The sequence below is a fragment of the Oceanobacillus aidingensis genome, assembly GCF_042654105.1.
GTDB lineage: Bacteria > Bacillota > Bacilli > Bacillales > Amphibacillaceae > Oceanobacillus > Oceanobacillus oncorhynchi.
In genome coordinates, this window is the sequence record NZ_JBHSFT010000001.1 from 384,947 (window position 1) to 402,351 (window position 17,405).

Consider the following 17,405-nt stretch of genomic DNA (forward strand, 5'->3'; position numbering starts at 1 on the left):
TACATTTTGTAGAAACAACTACTAAAATGGATGATTTAAGGGGTGAAGCAGTTGACAGGTCAACTAGTTCAGTATGGACGGCACCGCCAACGCAGGAGCTATGCACGTATTAATGAAGTGTTAGAATTACCTAACCTAATCGAAATTCAAACCGCTTCTTATGAATGGTTCTTAGAAGAAGGTTTAAGGGAGATGTTCCAGGATATCTCTCCGATTGAAGACTTTACAGGAAATCTATCACTTGAGTTTGTGGATTATAGTTTGGGTGATCCGAAATATCCTGTAGATGAAGCAAAAGAAAGAGACGTGACATACAATGCTCCCCTTCGCGTGAAGGTTCGTTTAATCAATAATGAAACCGGAGAAGTAAAGGAACAGGAAGTATTTATGGGTGATTTCCCATTAATGACAGACACAGGAACATTTATTATCAATGGTGCAGAGCGTGTTATTGTATCACAGCTTGTGCGTTCGCCGAGTGTTTATTACAACGAAAAAATCGACAAGAATGGGAAACGCGGCATTGCAACAACGGTCATTCCAAACCGTGGAGCATGGTTAGAGTTTGAAACAGATGCAAAAGATGTTGCTTATGTCCGTATCGATCGTACTCGTAAATTACCAATTACCGTTCTGTTAAGAGCTTTAGGATTTGGTACAGATCAAGAGATTGTTGATTTGTTAGGCGAAAATGAATATTTACGAAATACGCTAGAAAAAGATAACACAGAGAATGCAGAGAAAGCTCTTTTAGAAATCTACGAACGTCTTCGTCCTGGCGAACCGCCGACAGTAGATAATGCGAAGAGTCTATTAGTATCTCGCTTCTTTGACCCGAAACGCTATGATTTAGCGCATGTGGGACGTTATAAAATGAATAAAAAACTCCATATCAAGAATCGCTTGTTCAACCAAGTGCTTGCAGAGCCTGTTGTTGATTCTGAAACTGGAGAAGTCATTGCGAATAAAGGCGACCGTTTGGAAAGAAAATTATTAGATAAGATTCTTCCATATCTTGAGCGAAAAGAAGATCGTTTCGGAGACAAAGCGATCACTCCGCATGATGGTGTGCTGGAAGAAGAAATCACAGTACAATCTGTGAAAATTCTTGATCCAACTGATCCGAACGGAGAACGTGAACTAACTGTTATCGGAAATGGGGAAGTAACAAAAGAAATTAAAAATATCACACCAGCTGATATTTTAGCTTCTATCAGTTATTTCTTTAATCTGCTTCATCAAGTAGGGAACACAGATGATATTGATCACTTGGGGAACCGCCGTCTGCGTTCGGTCGGCGAATTACTTCAAAATCAATTCCGTATCGGATTATCCCGTATGGAGCGTGTTGTGCGTGAAAGAATGTCTATCCAGGACACTTCCAGCGTAACACCACAGCAATTGATCAATATTCGTCCGGTTATTGCATCCATTAAAGAATTCTTTGGAAGCTCACAGCTATCACAGTTTATGGACCAGACCAATCCGTTGGGCGAGTTAACGCATAAGCGTCGTCTGTCAGCTCTTGGACCAGGTGGTTTGACACGTGAACGTGCCGGATTCGAAGTACGAGACGTTCACTATTCTCACTATGGCCGTATGTGTCCGATTGAGACGCCGGAGGGGCCGAACATCGGTCTTATTAACTCGCTGTCCAGCTATGCGCGAGTGAATAAGTTTGGTTTTATTGAATCACCATATCGCCGTGTTGACCCGGAGACTGGAAAAGTAACAGATACGATTGATTATCTGACAGCGGATGAACAAGATAATTATATTGTTGCACAGGCTAACTCCCAATTAGATGATGATAACTTCTTTGTGAATGATGAAGTTATCGCTCGTTTCCGTGAAGATAACATTATTGTGTCACGCGATCGAATTGATTATATGGACGTATCACCAAAACAGGTTGTATCTGCAGCGACTGCATGTATTCCATTCTTGGAAAATGATGACTCCAACCGTGCACTAATGGGAGCAAACATGCAACGTCAGGCTGTTCCTTTGATGAATCCAAAGGCGCCGATTGTTGGAACTGGTATGGAATACGTCAACGGGAAAGACTCTGGTGCTGCTGTTATCTGCCGTCATGATGGAATTGTCGAGCGTGTGGAAGCAAAAACCGTTATGGTGCGCCGCATTTCAGAAGTAGATGGCAAAGAAGTAGAAGGTGACTTAGATCGTTATGGTTTACAGAAATACAAACGTTCTAACCAGGGAACTTGCTATAACCAGCGTCCGATTGTTGCAGAAGGAGAACGTGTGACAAAAGGAGAAGTTCTTGCAGATGGTCCTTCTATGGAAGACGGCGAATTAGCATTAGGTCAAAACGTTCTTGTAGGTTTTATGACTTGGGAAGGTTATAACTACGAGGATGCTATCATTATGAGCGAACGTCTTGTAAAAGATGATGTATATACTTCTATTCACATTGAAGAATTTGAATCAGAATCCCGCGATACGAAGCTGGGACCTGAAGAAATCACAAGAGATATTCCTAACGTTGGGGAAGATGCCCTTAAAAACCTTGATGAACAAGGAATTATCCGTGTCGGTGCAGAAGTAACAGACAGTGATATTCTTGTAGGGAAAGTAACACCGAAAGGAATGACAGAGCTTTCCGCAGAAGAACGCTTATTACATGCGATTTTCGGTGAGAAGGCGCGTGAAGTAAGAGATACTTCCCTGCGTGTTCCTCATGGCGGTGACGGCATCGTCTTAGATGTAAAAATCTTTAATCGTGAAGATGGCGATGAGTTACCACCAGGTGTGAATCAGCTGGTTCGTGTATATATTGTTCAAAAACGTAAAATTCATGAAGGCGATAAAATGGCAGGACGTCACGGTAACAAAGGGGTTATCTCCAAAATCTTACCGGAAGAGGATATGCCATTCTTGCCGGACGGTACACCAATCGACATTATGTTGAACCCATTAGGGGTACCATCACGTATGAATATCGGACAGGTGTTTGAGCTTCATTTAGGAATGGCTGCAAGACAGCTCGGACTGCATGTAGCAAGTCCGGTATTCGACGGAGCGACAGAAGAGGATGTTTGGGAAACACTTGAAGAAGCCGGTATGCCGAGGGACGCAAAAACCGTTCTTTATGATGGACGTACAGGAGAAGCTTTTGACAACCGTATATCTGTAGGTGTCATGTATATGATTAAACTTGCACACATGGTTGATGATAAGCTGCACGCTCGTTCAACTGGTCCTTACTCTCTCGTAACGCAGCAGCCGCTTGGCGGTAAAGCACAATTCGGCGGACAGCGTTTTGGTGAGATGGAGGTTTGGGCATTAGAAGCTTACGGTGCTGCATACACACTTCAAGAAATCTTAACGGTTAAATCAGATGATACCGTTGGACGCGTGAAGACATATGAAGCAATCGTAAAAGGGGATAATGCGCCAGAACCGGGTGTTCCTGAGTCATTTAAAGTACTCATCAAAGAGCTTCAAAGTCTTGGTATGGACGTGAAGATGCTTTCTAGTAACGAAGATGAGATTGATATGCGTGAACTGGAAGATGAGGAAGGTCAAACATCCACGAAGCTTAACATTGAAGTGGAAGAACCGCTTAATCAATAAAAATTTGTGCAGTAATGGTTCACTTTTCATGTGTTAGGGTGACTTCTACGTTGCCCGCAGACGCGGGTTACGTAGAATTTCCTTTTCCTTAGAACCATTCTGCGCTTTCTATAAAAACGAAACCTGATTTAAGAAAATCCCCGACTTTCGCCGAGACATGACGATAAGCCAGGTTTTCTCAAACTTTCTTAACTTGTAAAAGGGAGGATTGCCCCTTGTTGGATGTAAATAATTTTGAGTACATGAAAATAGGGCTTGCTTCACCAGAAAAGATTCGTTCTTGGTCTTACGGTGAAGTGAAAAAACCAGAAACAATTAACTATCGTACGTTAAAACCAGAAAAAGACGGTTTATTCTGTGAGCGTATCTTTGGCCCGCAGAAGGATTGGGAATGTCACTGTGGTAAATATAAACGCGTTCGTTACAAAGGTGTTGTCTGTGACCGCTGTGGCGTAGAAGTGACCAAAGCGAAAGTGCGCCGTGAACGTATGGGACATATTGAACTTGCTGCACCGGTATCACACATTTGGTACTTCAAAGGTATCCCAAGCCGTATGGGATTAGTATTGGATATGTCTCCCCGTGCATTAGAGGAAGTTATCTATTTTGCTGCATATATCGTAACAGACCCGGGAAGCACGCCGCTTGAGAAAAAGCAATTGCTTTCTGAAAAAGAGTTTCGCTCTTATTATGATAAATATGGCAATAACTTCAAAGCTCAAATGGGAGCAGAAGCTATCCGCAAATTATTGCAAGACCTTGATTTAGAAAAAGAAGTGGATGCACTGCGTGAAGAGTTGAAATCAGCTCATGGTCAGCGTCGTACTCGTGCAATCAAACGCTTGGAAGTAATGGAAGCATTCCGTAATTCTGGAAACGAAGCAAGCTGGATGATTTTAGATGTTCTTCCGGTTATCCCTCCAGAAATTCGTCCAATGGTTCAATTAGACGGCGGACGTTTCGCTACTTCAGATTTAAATGACCTTTACCGTCGTGTTATCAACCGTAACAACCGTTTAAAACGTCTGCTCGATTTAGGTGCTCCAAGCATTATCGTTCAGAACGAAAAACGGATGCTTCAGGAAGCTGTCGATGCCTTGATCGATAATGGCCGTCGCGGCCGTCCGGTAACAGGACCAGGTAACCGTCCGTTAAAATCTCTTTCTCATATGCTGAAAGGGAAGCAGGGGCGTTTCCGTCAAAACCTGTTAGGTAAACGTGTTGACTATTCCGGACGTTCCGTTATCGTTGTTGGACCGCATTTGAAAATGTACCAGTGTGGTCTGCCAAGAGAGATGGCATTAGAGCTATTCAAACCATTCATTATGAAAGAACTCGTATCCAGAGGCCTTGCTCACAACATTAAATCAGCGAAGCGAAAAATTGAAAGAGTGCACCCTGATGTATGGGATGTTCTGGAGGATGTTATTAAAGAACACCCGGTACTGCTTAACCGTGCACCAACGCTTCACAGATTAGGTATTCAGGCATTCGAACCTACATTGGTCGATGGCCGTGCCATCCGTTTGCATCCGCTTGTATGTACCGCATATAACGCTGACTTTGACGGAGACCAAATGGCTGTGCACGTTCCGCTTGGAGCAGAAGCACAGGCAGAAGCAAGAATCTTAATGCTGGCAGCACAAAACATTCTTAACCCGAAAGACGGGAAACCAGTTGTTACACCATCACAGGATATGGTACTTGGAAACTACTACCTTACCTTAGAGCGTGAAGGTGCTGTTGGAGAAGGTTCTTACTTCAAAGATACGAACGAAGCATTAATTGCTTATCAAACTGGGTATGCTCATCTGCATACACGTATTGCAGTGCAAGCATCCAGCTTAAATAATAAAACATTTACAGAGAAACAAAATAGCCAGCTATTGTTAACTACAGTTGGTAAGCTGATCTTTAATGAAATTCTTCCGGATTCTTTCCCTTACATGAACGAACCTACAAAAGGGAATTTAGAAGAAAAAACACCAGAAAATTATTTTATTGATCCTGGTACAGACATTAAAGAGGAAATTAAAAACCGTGAAGAGGTTAAGCCATTTAAGAAAGGCTTCTTAGGTGATATTATTGCGGAGGTATTCAAACGATTCAAAATCACAGAAACCTCTAAAATGCTTGACCGTATGAAAGATTTAGGCTTCAGCTACTCTACCAAAGCCGGTATGACAGTTGGTATCTCAGATATCGTTGTACTTGCTGAAAAACAGGGTATCTTAGATGAAGCACAATCGAAAGTAGATAAAGTGTTAAAACAATTCCGTCGTGGTCTGATTACAGAAGAAGAGCGGTATGACCGTGTCATTGCCATCTGGTCAGAAGCGAAAGATGTTATTCAGGATCGCTTGATGGGCTCATTGAGCAACCGAAATCCGATTTATATGATGAGTGATTCCGGTGCCCGTGGTAATGCATCAAACTTCACCCAGCTTGCTGGTATGCGTGGATTGATGGCCGACCCATCTGGTAAAATCATTGAGATCCCAATCAAATCAAGTTTCCGTGAAGGACTAACAGTAATGGAATACTTTATTTCCACACACGGGGCTCGTAAAGGTCTTGCCGATACAGCACTGAAAACGGCCGATTCAGGTTACTTGACCCGCCGCCTTGTAGATGTGGCACAGGATGTTATTATTCGTGAGGAAGATTGTGGAACGGATCGCGGCTTGAAAGTTGCTGCACTCGTAGACGGCTCAGAAGTGATTGAACCGCTTCTAGATCGTTTGATTGGCAGAACAGCATTCGAAAATGTGGCACATCCGGAAACAGGAGAAGTCATTGTCGAGAAAAATGAACTTATTCACGAAGACCAGGCAAAAGCTATTGTGGAAGCCGGTATCGAGGAAGTCATTATCCGTACTGCCTTCACTTGTAACACAAAACATGGCGTATGTCAGAAATGTTATGGCCGTAACCTAGCTACAGGTTCCGATGTAGAGGTTGGCGAAGCGGTTGGAATTATCGCAGCTCAATCTATCGGTGAGCCAGGTACACAGCTGACAATGCGTACCTTCCATACAGGCGGGGTTGCCGGAGACGATATTACGCAAGGTTTACCGCGTATCCAAGAGCTGTTTGAAGCCCGTAATCCAAAAGGGCAGGCAGTCATTACAGAAGTTGCCGGTACCGTTCTGGAAATGAAGGAAGTGAAGGATAAACAAGAAATTGTTATCCAAGGGAATGTAGAACAGCGCAGCTATGCCGTTCCTTACAACGCCCGTATGAAAGTTCAAGAAGGAGATCAAGTGGAAGCCGGGCAAGAGCTTACAGAAGGTTCCGTTGATCCAAAAGAACTTCTTCGAGTGAAAGGTGTAGAAGGTGTTCAAGACTACTTGCTGAAAGAAGTACAGCGTGTATATCGTATGCAAGGGGTAGAAATTGGAGACAAACACGTTGAGGTAATGGTTCGCCAGATGCTTCGTAAAATCCGTGTTGTATCTTCTGGAGATACAGAAGTATTGCCAGGTTCCCTGCTTGAACTGCACCAATTCCGAGATGCAAATCATAAGGTATTTAAAGAAGGTACAGAGCCTGCAACAGGCCGCCCGGTATTACTTGGTATTACCAAAGCATCGCTTGAAACAGATTCCTTCTTATCAGCTGCATCCTTCCAAGAAACGACTCGTGTCTTGACAGATGCTGCGATTAAAGGAAAACGCGATGAACTTCTCGGCTTAAAAGAGAATGTTATCATTGGTAAACTTGTTCCAGCTGGTACAGGGATGCCTCAATACCGTACGTTAGAAGCAGAGCTTGATGCGCCGGAATCAGATGAAGAAGTCGCAGACGAAGAAAGCACACAAAGAGTATAATATGTAATCAGGAGGGAGCCTCTCCCTCCTGATAATAAATAAGTGCGCTATTTTTGAAAGCAGTCTAAAAAAATATCATGAATATATTGACAAACAATATTGAGGGTGGTACTATATTCAAGGTGCTTCTGATTATGCTTGCAAAAGTAATTATCAGAGCAGAGCCTAATCGGAACTTCGGTTTATGCTAAATAATAATAACAAAAAGCAATCTGAGTATAAGGTAAATCATTTTTCGCATTGATTTGTGAGAGATTTTTTTATCACTAAAAATGAACCACCTGGATGTGTGGTATTACAAAAGGTTGTTGTTTGATTACTAAATTGAAATTGAGAGGAGGAAAATGCAATGCCAACAATTAATCAGTTAGTGCGTAAAGGCCGTGTGTCAAAGTCAAAGAAATCTGACTCACCAGCACTTAATAAAGGTTATAACAGCTTTAAAAAGAAAATGACTGATGAGAACGCTCCGCAAAAGCGTGGTGTATGTACTCGTGTAGGTACACTGACTCCTAAGAAACCAAACTCTGCACTTCGTAAATATGCGCGTGTACGTTTGTCTAACAACATGGAGGTAACTGCATACATTCCTGGAATTGGTCACAATCTGCAGGAGCATAGTGTTGTTCTTATCCGCGGCGGTCGTGTAAAAGACTTACCTGGGGTACGTTATCACATCGTACGTGGTGCACTTGATACTGCTGGAGTAGAAGGCCGTATGCAAGGTCGTTCAAAATACGGAACGAAAAAACCGAAACAGAAAAAATAAATAAAATTACTCATATGAAGGAAAGGAGGATGTACAATGCCTCGTAAAGGTCCAGTACCAAAGCGTGATGTATTACCAGATCCGCTTTATAACTCAAAATTAGTTACACGTCTCATTAATCAAATTATGATTGATGGTAAGCGTGGTAAAGCACAAAAAATCCTTTATAATGCGTTTGAATTAGTTGCTGAAAGAAGCGGCCAAAACGCAATGGAAGTTTTTGAGCAGGCAATGAAAAATGTTATGCCAGTACTTGAAGTACGTGCCCGCCGTGTTGGTGGTTCAAACTATCAAGTGCCAGTGGAGGTTCGTCCAGAACGTCGTCAAGCGTTAGGATTACGTTATATTGTTAACTACTCCCGTCTGCGCGGAGAAAAAACAATGGAAGAACGTCTTGCTAATGAAATTCTTGATGCTTCTAATAACACAGGAGCTGCTGTTAAGAGAAGAGAAGATATGCATAAAATGGCAGAAGCGAACAAAGCATTCGCTCACTACCGTTGGTAATATAAATCTAACAAAAGCTTTTTATAGGAAGGAGAAGAATACATGGCTAGAGAGTTCTCCTTGGAAAAGACACGTAATATCGGTATTATGGCGCACATTGATGCGGGAAAGACAACAACTACTGAGCGTATTCTTTTCTATACAGGACGTATTCATAAAATTGGTGAAACCCACGAGGGTGCTTCACAAATGGACTGGATGGAACAAGAGCAGGAGCGTGGAATCACGATTACTTCCGCTGCAACAACTGCTGCTTGGAATGACCATCGTATAAACATTATCGATACACCTGGACACGTGGACTTCACTGTTGAAGTTGAGCGTTCCCTTCGTGTACTTGATGGTGCGGTAACTGTACTTGATGCACAATCAGGTGTAGAGCCACAAACGGAGACAGTATGGCGTCAAGCGACAACATACGGTGTTCCTCGTATTGTGTTTATTAACAAAATGGATAAAACAGGTGCTGACTTCTTGTATTCAACGAATACATTAAAAGAACGCCTTGGTGCAAACGCACATCCAATTCAAATGCCAATTGGTGCTGAAGATGAATTTAACGGAATTATCGACTTGATCAAGATGGAAGCTCACATCTATTTAGATGATTTAGGGCAAAAATCGGAAACAACTGAAATTCCTGATGAATTAAAAGACCAAGCGGAAGAGCTGCGTGCTAACTTGATTGAAGGCGTAGCCGAAACGGATGAAGAGCTTATGATGAAGTATCTTGAAGGAGAAGAAATCTCTGAAGAGGAGCTTGGAAATGCAATTCGTCAAGCTACGTTGAATGTTGATTTCTATCCGGTACTTTGCGGTTCTGCATTTAAAAACAAAGGTGTTCAGTTAATGCTGGATGCGGTTATCGATTATCTTCCTGCTCCAACAGATGTACCTCCAATCGAAGGTATTGTTCCTGGAACAGAAGAAAAAGTAACTCGTCCATCATCTGATGAAGGTCCATTCTCTGCATTGGCATTTAAAGTAATGACTGACCCTTATGTTGGTAGATTAACATTCTTCCGTGTGTACTCTGGTACACTTAAATCAGGTTCTTACGTGAAGAACTCTGTAAAAGATAAGCGTGAGCGTATTGGACGTATCCTGCAAATGCACGCAAACTCCCGTGAAGAAATTTCGATTGCATATGCTGGCGAAATCGCTGCTGCGGTAGGCTTGAAGGATACTTCAACAGGTGATACTCTATGCGATGAAAAGGATCTTGTTATTCTTGAGTCCATGGAATTCCCTGAGCCGGTTATCTCGGTTGCGATTGAACCAGAAACAAAAGCAGACCAGGATAAAATGGCCATTGCTCTTGCTAAACTTGCAGAAGAGGATCCAACTTTCCGTACAGAAACAAACGTAGAAACTGGTCAAACAATCATCTCTGGTATGGGTGAGCTTCACTTAGATATCATCGTTGATCGTTTAAAACGTGAATTTAAAGTTGGTGCACAAGTTGGCGCTCCGCAAGTTTCTTACAGAGAAACATTCCGTGTTGCTGCTGAAGTAGAAGGTAAATTCGTACGTCAGTCTGGTGGACGCGGACAATTCGGTCACGTTTGGGTTAAATTTGAGCCAAACGAAGAAGGCGCTGGATTCGAGTTTGTTAACAATATCGTTGGTGGTGTTGTTCCTCGTGAATACATCCCGGCTGTTCAACAAGGTATCGAAGAATCCATGGAAAATGGTGTCCTTGCCGGATATCCATTAATCGACGTAAAAGCTACATTATTTGATGGAAGTTATCATGATGTCGATTCCAACGAAATGGCGTTTAAAGTAGCTGCTTCTATGGCATTAAAAGCTGCTAAAAACAAATGTAATCCAGTACTTCTTGAACCAATAGAGAGAGTAGAAATTGTTGTCCCAGAAGAATACATGGGAGACATCATGGGTGATGTAACATCGCGTCGTGGACGTGTAGAAGGTATGGAAGCACGCGGAAATGCTCAGGTAATTAAAGCTTTCGTACCGCTTGCTGAAATGTTTGGTTATGCAACTGCATTACGTTCAAACACGCAAGGACGCGGAGTGTACACAATGCACTTTGACCACTATGAAGAAACACCTAAAAGTATTACAGAAGAAATTATCAAGAAAAATGCAGGTCAATAATTGATTTTTTCTTCAATCTGACGTATAACATTTAATAAAGGCTGGGAAATTTTTATGGATTTCCTGGCATATAAAAAATTGCTATATATTTAAAGGAGGAACTATAAATGGCTAAAGAAAAATTCGACCGCTCGAAAAGTCACGTAAACATTGGAACAATTGGTCACGTTGACCATGGTAAAACAACTTTAACTGCTGCAATCACTACAGTAATGGCAAAAAGAAATGGTGATGGCACTGCAATGGCTTATGACCAAATTGATGGTGCTCCAGAAGAGAAAGAACGCGGAATTACAATCGCAACTTCTCACGTAGAGTATGAAACAGAAACTCGTCACTATGCACACGTTGACTGCCCAGGTCACGCTGACTATGTTAAAAACATGATCACTGGTGCTGCACAAATGGACGGAGCTATCCTTGTAGTATCTGCTGCAGATGGCCCAATGCCACAAACTCGTGAGCATATCCTATTATCTCGTAACGTTGGGGTACCTTCTATCGTAGTATTCCTTAACAAAACAGATATGGTAGACGATGAAGAGCTACTTGAATTAGTAGAAATGGAAGTTCGTGATTTATTATCTGAATATGATTTCCCTGGTGATGATGTACCAGTTATCGCAGGTTCTGCTCTTAAAGCACTTGAAGGCGATGAAGAGTATGAAGAAAAAATCGTTGAATTAATGGCTGCAGTGGACGAATATGTTCCAACTCCAGAACGTGATACAGATAAACCATTCATGATGCCAGTTGAGGACGTATTCTCTATCACTGGTCGTGGTACTGTTGCTACAGGCCGTGTTGAGCGTGGAGAAGTTCGCGTTGGAGACGAAGTAGAAATCATCGGTATCAACGAAGAATCTTCTAAAACTACTGTAACTGGAGTAGAAATGTTCCGTAAGCTTCTTGACTATGCTGAAGCTGGTGATAACATTGGTGCACTACTTCGTGGTGTTTCCCGTGAAGATATCAACCGTGGACAAGTACTAGCTAAGCCTGGTTCAATCACTCCACATACAAACTTCAAAGCAGAAGTTTATGTATTATCAAAAGATGAAGGTGGACGTCATACGCCATTTTTCTCTAACTACCGTCCACAGTTCTACTTCCGTACAACGGATGTAACTGGAGTAATCACGCTTCCAGAAGGAACTGAAATGGTAATGCCTGGAGATAACATCGAAATGTCAGTAGAACTTATTGCACCAATCGCGATTGAAGACGGAACTCGTTTCTCTATCCGTGAAGGTGGACGTACAGTTGGATCTGGCGTTGTATCTACTATCGAAAAATAATAAATGCTTTTCATATAGGAAGGCAGCGTGACGACGTTGTCTTTCTATTCCTAATAAAAAAGAACCTTCGATAAATTATCAGCTGATTATCGAAGGTTCTTTTTTATATTATACAGTAACTTTAGGGTGTTCCGTTGCAATATGGCGAAAGCATTTATCTAATCCATTTAAAACGATAGAATGTGTTATAAAGACATCTTGATTATTCTCAATTCCTTGTGAGAGCATATTACTGGTTATACTTGTAGCTATAAAAGCGCATTCATCTGTGTTGACCAGCTCATGGTGAGAAAGTGCTTCATTTGGGCGGGCAAGTCCCATAGATACGCAACGATTCCATTGCTCATCTGTATTAGGCAGCAACCTTGCCTGCATCTCTCCGCCTAAGCTTTTTACTCCGACAGCTGCCAGAACTCCTTCTGGTGCACCGCCGATACCAATAAATAAGTCAGCGTTGCCTTGGCGATGTATACATGTTGAAATGGCAGGGATAATATCGCCCTCTTCAAACAATTCTGTTCGAACACCTAAAGCACGTGCTTCTTCTACCCAGTGATTGTGCCTTTCTCTATCCTGTGTAATTATTTTTAATTCTTCCAGCTTCTTTCCTTTGGCCTCTGCAATGATACGCAAGTTTTTCTCCAGAGGAAAATCAATATTAATTTTGCCGGCTGCTTCCGGACCAGTTACAATCTTCTCCATATACATATCAGGCGCATGAAGCAGTGTACCTTTCTTTGCAATGGCAATGACGGCAATCGCATTATTTTTTCCTTTAGAAGTAGAAGTAGTCCCATCAATTGGATCAACAGCCAAGTCAATGCCTTTTCCGTGTCCGGTGCCCACCTTTTCACCGATAAACAGCATAGGCGCTTCATCGATTTCTCCTTCCCCGATAACGATTTCCCCGTCCATATGGATTTTATTTAGCTGGGTACGCATCGAATCTGTAGCTGCCTGATCAGCTTCTATTTTATTTCCCGTGCCAATCCAAGGATATGTTGCAAGTGCTGCGGACTCGGTAACATGCAGAAATTCTTGAATGAACTGATTCATAACTGCCAACTCCTTTAGAATTTTTATTTGTAAAACGAAATAACGATTATGAAATACATCATTCAGAAGGTGCTTTTAAAGTAATATAACAAAATGAGTATTAAATTAATAGTAATACAGTTTTTATTTTATATCAATATATTTCATTTATTATTGATTATTATTTTTAGTTTTTATTTCGTGGTACTTGTTAAGATAGCGATATGTAATGAAGGAATAAGACTGTGGTGTAACTGCCATATGGTATAAAAAGTTAGAAAAAAACAACTCCTCCAATAGATATGAATTTGTTATGATAAAAGAGCAGTAAATGAAAATACGTGTTAGTGAATTGGATATGCAATCAGGATTTTTGTGATGGGAGAGAGAAGATGCTTTTTAATAATAAGTACAGAGAAGAGATTATTGAAGCTGTATTTGAAAAAACTAATTTTTGTTTTGTTGTAGTCAATCGAGAGGGATTGATTACTTATTTAAATAAAAATTACTGTGATTTCATTGAGGTGACATTAGACGATGTGCTGGGTAAGCATGTCACCGATGTTATTGAAAATACCAGGATGCATATTGTCGCAGAGACGGGAACAGAAGAAATTGCAGATCTGCAATATATAAAAGGGAACCATATGATTGCAAATCGCATCCCGCTGTTTGCTGAAGGGGAGCTAGTTGGAGCTGTCGGAACCGTGCTATACAAAGACACCGAAGAATGGAAGAAAATGAACTCCCATGTGAAAGCGTTGTTATTAGAAATTGAAAACTATCAGAAAAAATTACGTAATCCAAAAGGGGCCACCTATTCATTAAATGATATTGTCGGCAGCTCTATCCAGATAAATGACATTAAAGAAAAGATTAAAAAGGTTTCATCAGGAGATGCCTCGATATTATTAGAGGGAGGCAGCGGCACGGGAAAGGAGCTATTTGCCCATAGTATTCATCATTTAAGTGAACGCAGTGCTAAGCCATTTATAAAAGTGAACTGTGCAGCCATTCCAGTAGATTTACTGGAGTCCGAATTATTTGGTTATGAAGGCGGCGCATTTACCGGAGCTAAAAAAGAAGGAAAAAAGGGTAAATTTCAACTGGCTGATGGCGGGACACTGTTTTTGGATGAGATTGGAGATATGCCATTAACGGCACAGGTTAAAATTCTTCGTGCGCTGCAAGAAGGAGAGATTGAAGCAGTTGGAACGGAAAAAACACAGAAAATTGATGTCCGAATTATTTCTGCAACAAATCAGTCAATTGAAGAGCTGATAAAGGAGAATCGTTTTCGGGAGGATCTTTATTACCGGATTAATGTAATTTCCATTAAAATTCCTCCTTTAAAGGAAAGAGCGGAAGATATTCGGGTAACGGCAAAGTTTTTGCTGAGGAAAATCACACAGCGTACAGGCAAACGAGTGGTCAGCTTCAGTGATGCGGTAATGCATTTCTTTATGCACTATGATTGGCCGGGGAATGTCCGCGAACTGGAAAATGTGATTGAATCTGCAGTACATCTGACCAATACAGAAATGATTGAATTGGAAGACCTGCCTGATCATATGCAGCAAAGCCTCTATATAACGGAAGACGGGATGGGGTTGAAAGAAATTTTGAGCAGAGCAGAAAAACAAGCTTTGCTACATGCTATCCACAAATCAAATGGAGATAAGATAAAAGCTGCTGATTTACTTGGAATCGGCAAGTCGAGTTTTTATGAGAAAATAAAAAAATATGACTTATAGATTCCAGAAACGTGGAATAAATTCCGTGAATCCGGAAAATTTAAAACTCTTTCTGTGTAAGTGCTTACAAATACATAAATGTTAGCGGAAGGCCTGTATTCCATAAATCTGGAATACGGGCCTTCTGTTTATCGGCTTACTTTGTTGTCTATCCTTTATTCTTCAGTTTAATCATTTTTGGCATGTTTTTTGCTACTGTACTGTGGAGGGGGGAGATGCAAATGAAAACAATTTATACATCTTTTGAAGACGCTGTAAAAAATATTCAGGATGGTTCCACGATTATGGTAGGAGGGTTTGGGCTGGTCGGTATTCCCGAGAATCTTATTTTGGCATTGGTGGACTCAGGAGTTAAACACCTTACAGTTATATCGAATAATTGCGGAGTAGATGATTGGGGACTGGGATTACTTTTAAAAAATAAGCAAATAGATAAAATGATTGGTTCCTATGTTGGAGAAAATAAAGAGTTTGAGCGGCAGGTGCTGGCGGGAGAATTAGAGGTAGAATTAACACCTCAGGGCACGCTGGCAGAGCGGATTCGGGCAGGGGGGGCAGGTATTCCTGCGTTTTATACACCGGCTGGAGTCGGAACCCCTGTTGCAGAAAATGGAGAAGTGCGTGTTTTTGATCGAAAAGAGTATTTGCTGCAGACTGCATTAAAGGCAGATTTCAGCTTAATCAGAGCTGCTGTCGGAGATGATGCCGGAAATTTAGTTTACAACAAGACAGCGAGAAATTTTAATCCGATGATGGCTGCTGCAGGAAAAGTAACCATTGCAGAGGTAGAGCAGCTGGTTGAAACAGGTTCTATCGATCCAGATCATGTCCATACGCCGGGAATCTATGTTCAGGGAATGATTGAAGGGAAACAGGAGAAAAGAATTGAACGTCTGACATTACGGCAGGAAATGTAATCGAGATCAAGGAGGATGAAGGTTATGGTAAAACAATTAGATAAAGCTTCTGTCAGAGAAAGAATTGCCAGGAGGGCTGAAAAAGAAATTGAAAGCGGTTACTACGTTAACTTAGGGATTGGAATGCCTACCATGGTTGCTAACTACATTCAGGAAGGGAAACAGGTTGTCCTTCAATCAGAAAATGGGCTGCTCGGGATAGGAAAGTCTCCTTTAAAAACGGAGGTTGATCCGGATTTGATTAATGCCGGGAAGGAGACGGTTACAGCTCAAATCGGTGCATCCTATTTTAGTAATGCAGAGTCATTTGCAATGATACGGGGGGAACATTTAAATCTTGCTATCCTGGGAGGGATGGAAGTTTCTGAAACCGGGGATTTGGCAAACTGGATGATTCCGGGAAAAATGATCAAAGGTATGGGGGGAGCAATGGATATTGTCCATGGAGCAAAAAAAATCGTTGTTATTATGGACCATGTTAATAAGCATAATGAGCCAAAGATCTTAAAAAAATGCAGCTTGCCTTTAACCGGCAAACAGGTCGTCAATCGAATTATTACCGATCGAGCGGTGATTGATGTGGAGGAAGATGGTCTTATGCTTGTCGAAGTAGCAGAAGGCTGGACGGCAGAAGAGATTATCGCGTCAACAGAAGCTGAGCTTCGAATTAGTGAGCATTTGCAACCGGGAGCTTATTAATCTCTTTGCCGGAAAGCTGGTATGATTGGATATAAAATGAAACTTTATTAAGGGTTAGTATTGCGAGGGGGATTATATATGATAGAAAATAAAGTAGTTTTTATAACAGGTGCAGCAAGCGGTATCGGGTATGAAATTGGCCGTGCGTTTGCAAAAAACGGTGCAAAGGTAGCTTTGTCAGATGTGAATGAAGAGAAAGTGGTGGAGGCTTCGGAGAATTTAAAGAAGAAGGGCCATGACTGTATCGGACTGAAATGCGATGTTACCAGTGAAGAAGAGCTTAAACAGGCTTTGGATTACACAGAAGAAAAGTATGGAAGAATCGACGTTTTAATTAACAATGCAGGGTTACAGCATGTATCTGCTATTGAAGATTTTCCAACTGAAAAATTTGAGTTTATGACTAAGGTTATGCTGGTTGCTCCATTTATGGCAACCAAGCTTATTTTCCCGCTGATGAAAAAGCAAGGATTTGGACGGATTATTAATATGGCTTCGATTAATGGGCTGATTGGTTTTGCAGGTAAGGCAGCCTATAACAGTGCTAAGCACGGGGTGATCGGTTTGACCAAGGTGTCTGCTTTAGAAGGAGCTGCAGATGGGATTACGGTGAATGCGATTTGCCCTGGGTATGTCGACACGCCGCTGGTGCGCGGACAGTTTGAGGATTTGGCAAAAAATCGTGGTGTGCCAATTGAAAAAGTACTGGAAGAAGTATTATACCCATTAGTGCCTCAGAAACGGCTTTTAGATGTTCAGGAGGTTGCGGATTATGTCATGTTCTTAGCCAGTGATAAAGCAAAGGGAATTACAGGGCAGGCAATTGCATTAGATGGCGGCTATACAGCTCAATAATAAAAAGAAGAGGTGAGAATAAA

At 41.6% G+C, this 17,405-nt stretch carries 11 protein-coding genes; 10 read left to right on the plus strand and 1 reads right to left on the minus strand.

Translation table 11 applies throughout. The annotated features are described in order from the left end of the window. Positions 1-51: 51 nt before the first annotated feature. The 6 genes from rpoB to tuf all read left to right on the plus strand — a co-directional run bounded on the left by rpoB (position 52) and on the right by tuf (position 12,122). Positions 52-3,597: a DNA-directed RNA polymerase subunit beta gene (gene rpoB, locus ACFO3P_RS01790; RefSeq protein ID WP_193064168.1), complete on the plus strand. Its 3,546-nt coding sequence runs from the start codon at positions 52-54 to the stop codon at positions 3,595-3,597. 215 nt (positions 3,598-3,812) lie between these two features. Continuing rightward, entirely contained in the window at positions 3,813-7,427 is a 3,615-nt protein-coding gene (gene rpoC, locus ACFO3P_RS01795; protein WP_042530759.1) for a DNA-directed RNA polymerase subunit beta', read from the plus strand. A gap of 349 nt (positions 7,428-7,776) precedes the next feature. Then, positions 7,777-8,196 (plus strand): 30S ribosomal protein S12, encoded by a 420-nt coding sequence (gene rpsL / locus ACFO3P_RS01800; RefSeq protein ID WP_042530761.1) that lies wholly within the window; start codon positions 7,777-7,779, stop codon positions 8,194-8,196. Positions 8,197-8,232: 36 nt separating this feature from the next. After that, positions 8,233-8,703, plus strand: coding sequence for a 30S ribosomal protein S7 (gene rpsG / locus ACFO3P_RS01805; protein ID WP_040985105.1), 471 nt, complete (start codon positions 8,233-8,235; stop codon positions 8,701-8,703). Between the two features lie 42 nt (positions 8,704-8,745). Then, positions 8,746-10,824 (plus strand): elongation factor G, encoded by a 2,079-nt coding sequence (gene fusA, locus ACFO3P_RS01810; RefSeq protein WP_193064169.1) that lies wholly within the window; start codon positions 8,746-8,748, stop codon positions 10,822-10,824. A 107-nt stretch (positions 10,825-10,931) separates the two neighbouring features. Then, the gene (gene tuf / locus ACFO3P_RS01815) at positions 10,932-12,122 is read left to right on the plus strand and encodes an elongation factor Tu (protein ID WP_042530767.1); all 1,191 of its coding nucleotides are present in this window, start codon (positions 10,932-10,934) and stop codon (positions 12,120-12,122) included. Positions 12,123-12,230: 108 nt separating this feature from the next. Here tuf and glpX read toward each other — a convergent pair whose 3' ends face one another. After that, entirely contained in the window at positions 12,231-13,178 is a 948-nt protein-coding gene (glpX, locus tag ACFO3P_RS01820) for a class II fructose-bisphosphatase (RefSeq protein WP_193064170.1), read from the minus strand. A 371-nt stretch (positions 13,179-13,549) separates the two neighbouring features. Between glpX and ACFO3P_RS01825 the strand changes: the two genes are divergently transcribed. From ACFO3P_RS01825 to ACFO3P_RS01840, 4 genes are all read left to right on the plus strand, one after another. Next, complete coding sequence (locus ACFO3P_RS01825; protein WP_193064171.1) at positions 13,550-14,911, plus strand: sigma-54 interaction domain-containing protein; 1,362 nt, start codon at positions 13,550-13,552, stop codon at positions 14,909-14,911. Positions 14,912-15,132: 221 nt separating this feature from the next. After that, entirely contained in the window at positions 15,133-15,828 is a 696-nt protein-coding gene (locus ACFO3P_RS01830; RefSeq protein WP_193064172.1) for a CoA transferase subunit A, read from the plus strand. A gap of 24 nt (positions 15,829-15,852) precedes the next feature. Continuing rightward, positions 15,853-16,527: a 3-oxoacid CoA-transferase subunit B gene (locus ACFO3P_RS01835; RefSeq protein ID WP_042530773.1), complete on the plus strand. Its 675-nt coding sequence runs from the start codon at positions 15,853-15,855 to the stop codon at positions 16,525-16,527. Between the two features lie 78 nt (positions 16,528-16,605). Beyond that, positions 16,606-17,382 carry a 3-hydroxybutyrate dehydrogenase gene (locus ACFO3P_RS01840; protein ID WP_042530774.1) on the plus strand — a complete coding sequence of 259 codons (777 nt, stop codon included), beginning with the start codon at positions 16,606-16,608 and terminating at the stop codon, positions 17,380-17,382. The last annotated feature ends 23 nt before the right edge of the window (positions 17,383-17,405 follow it).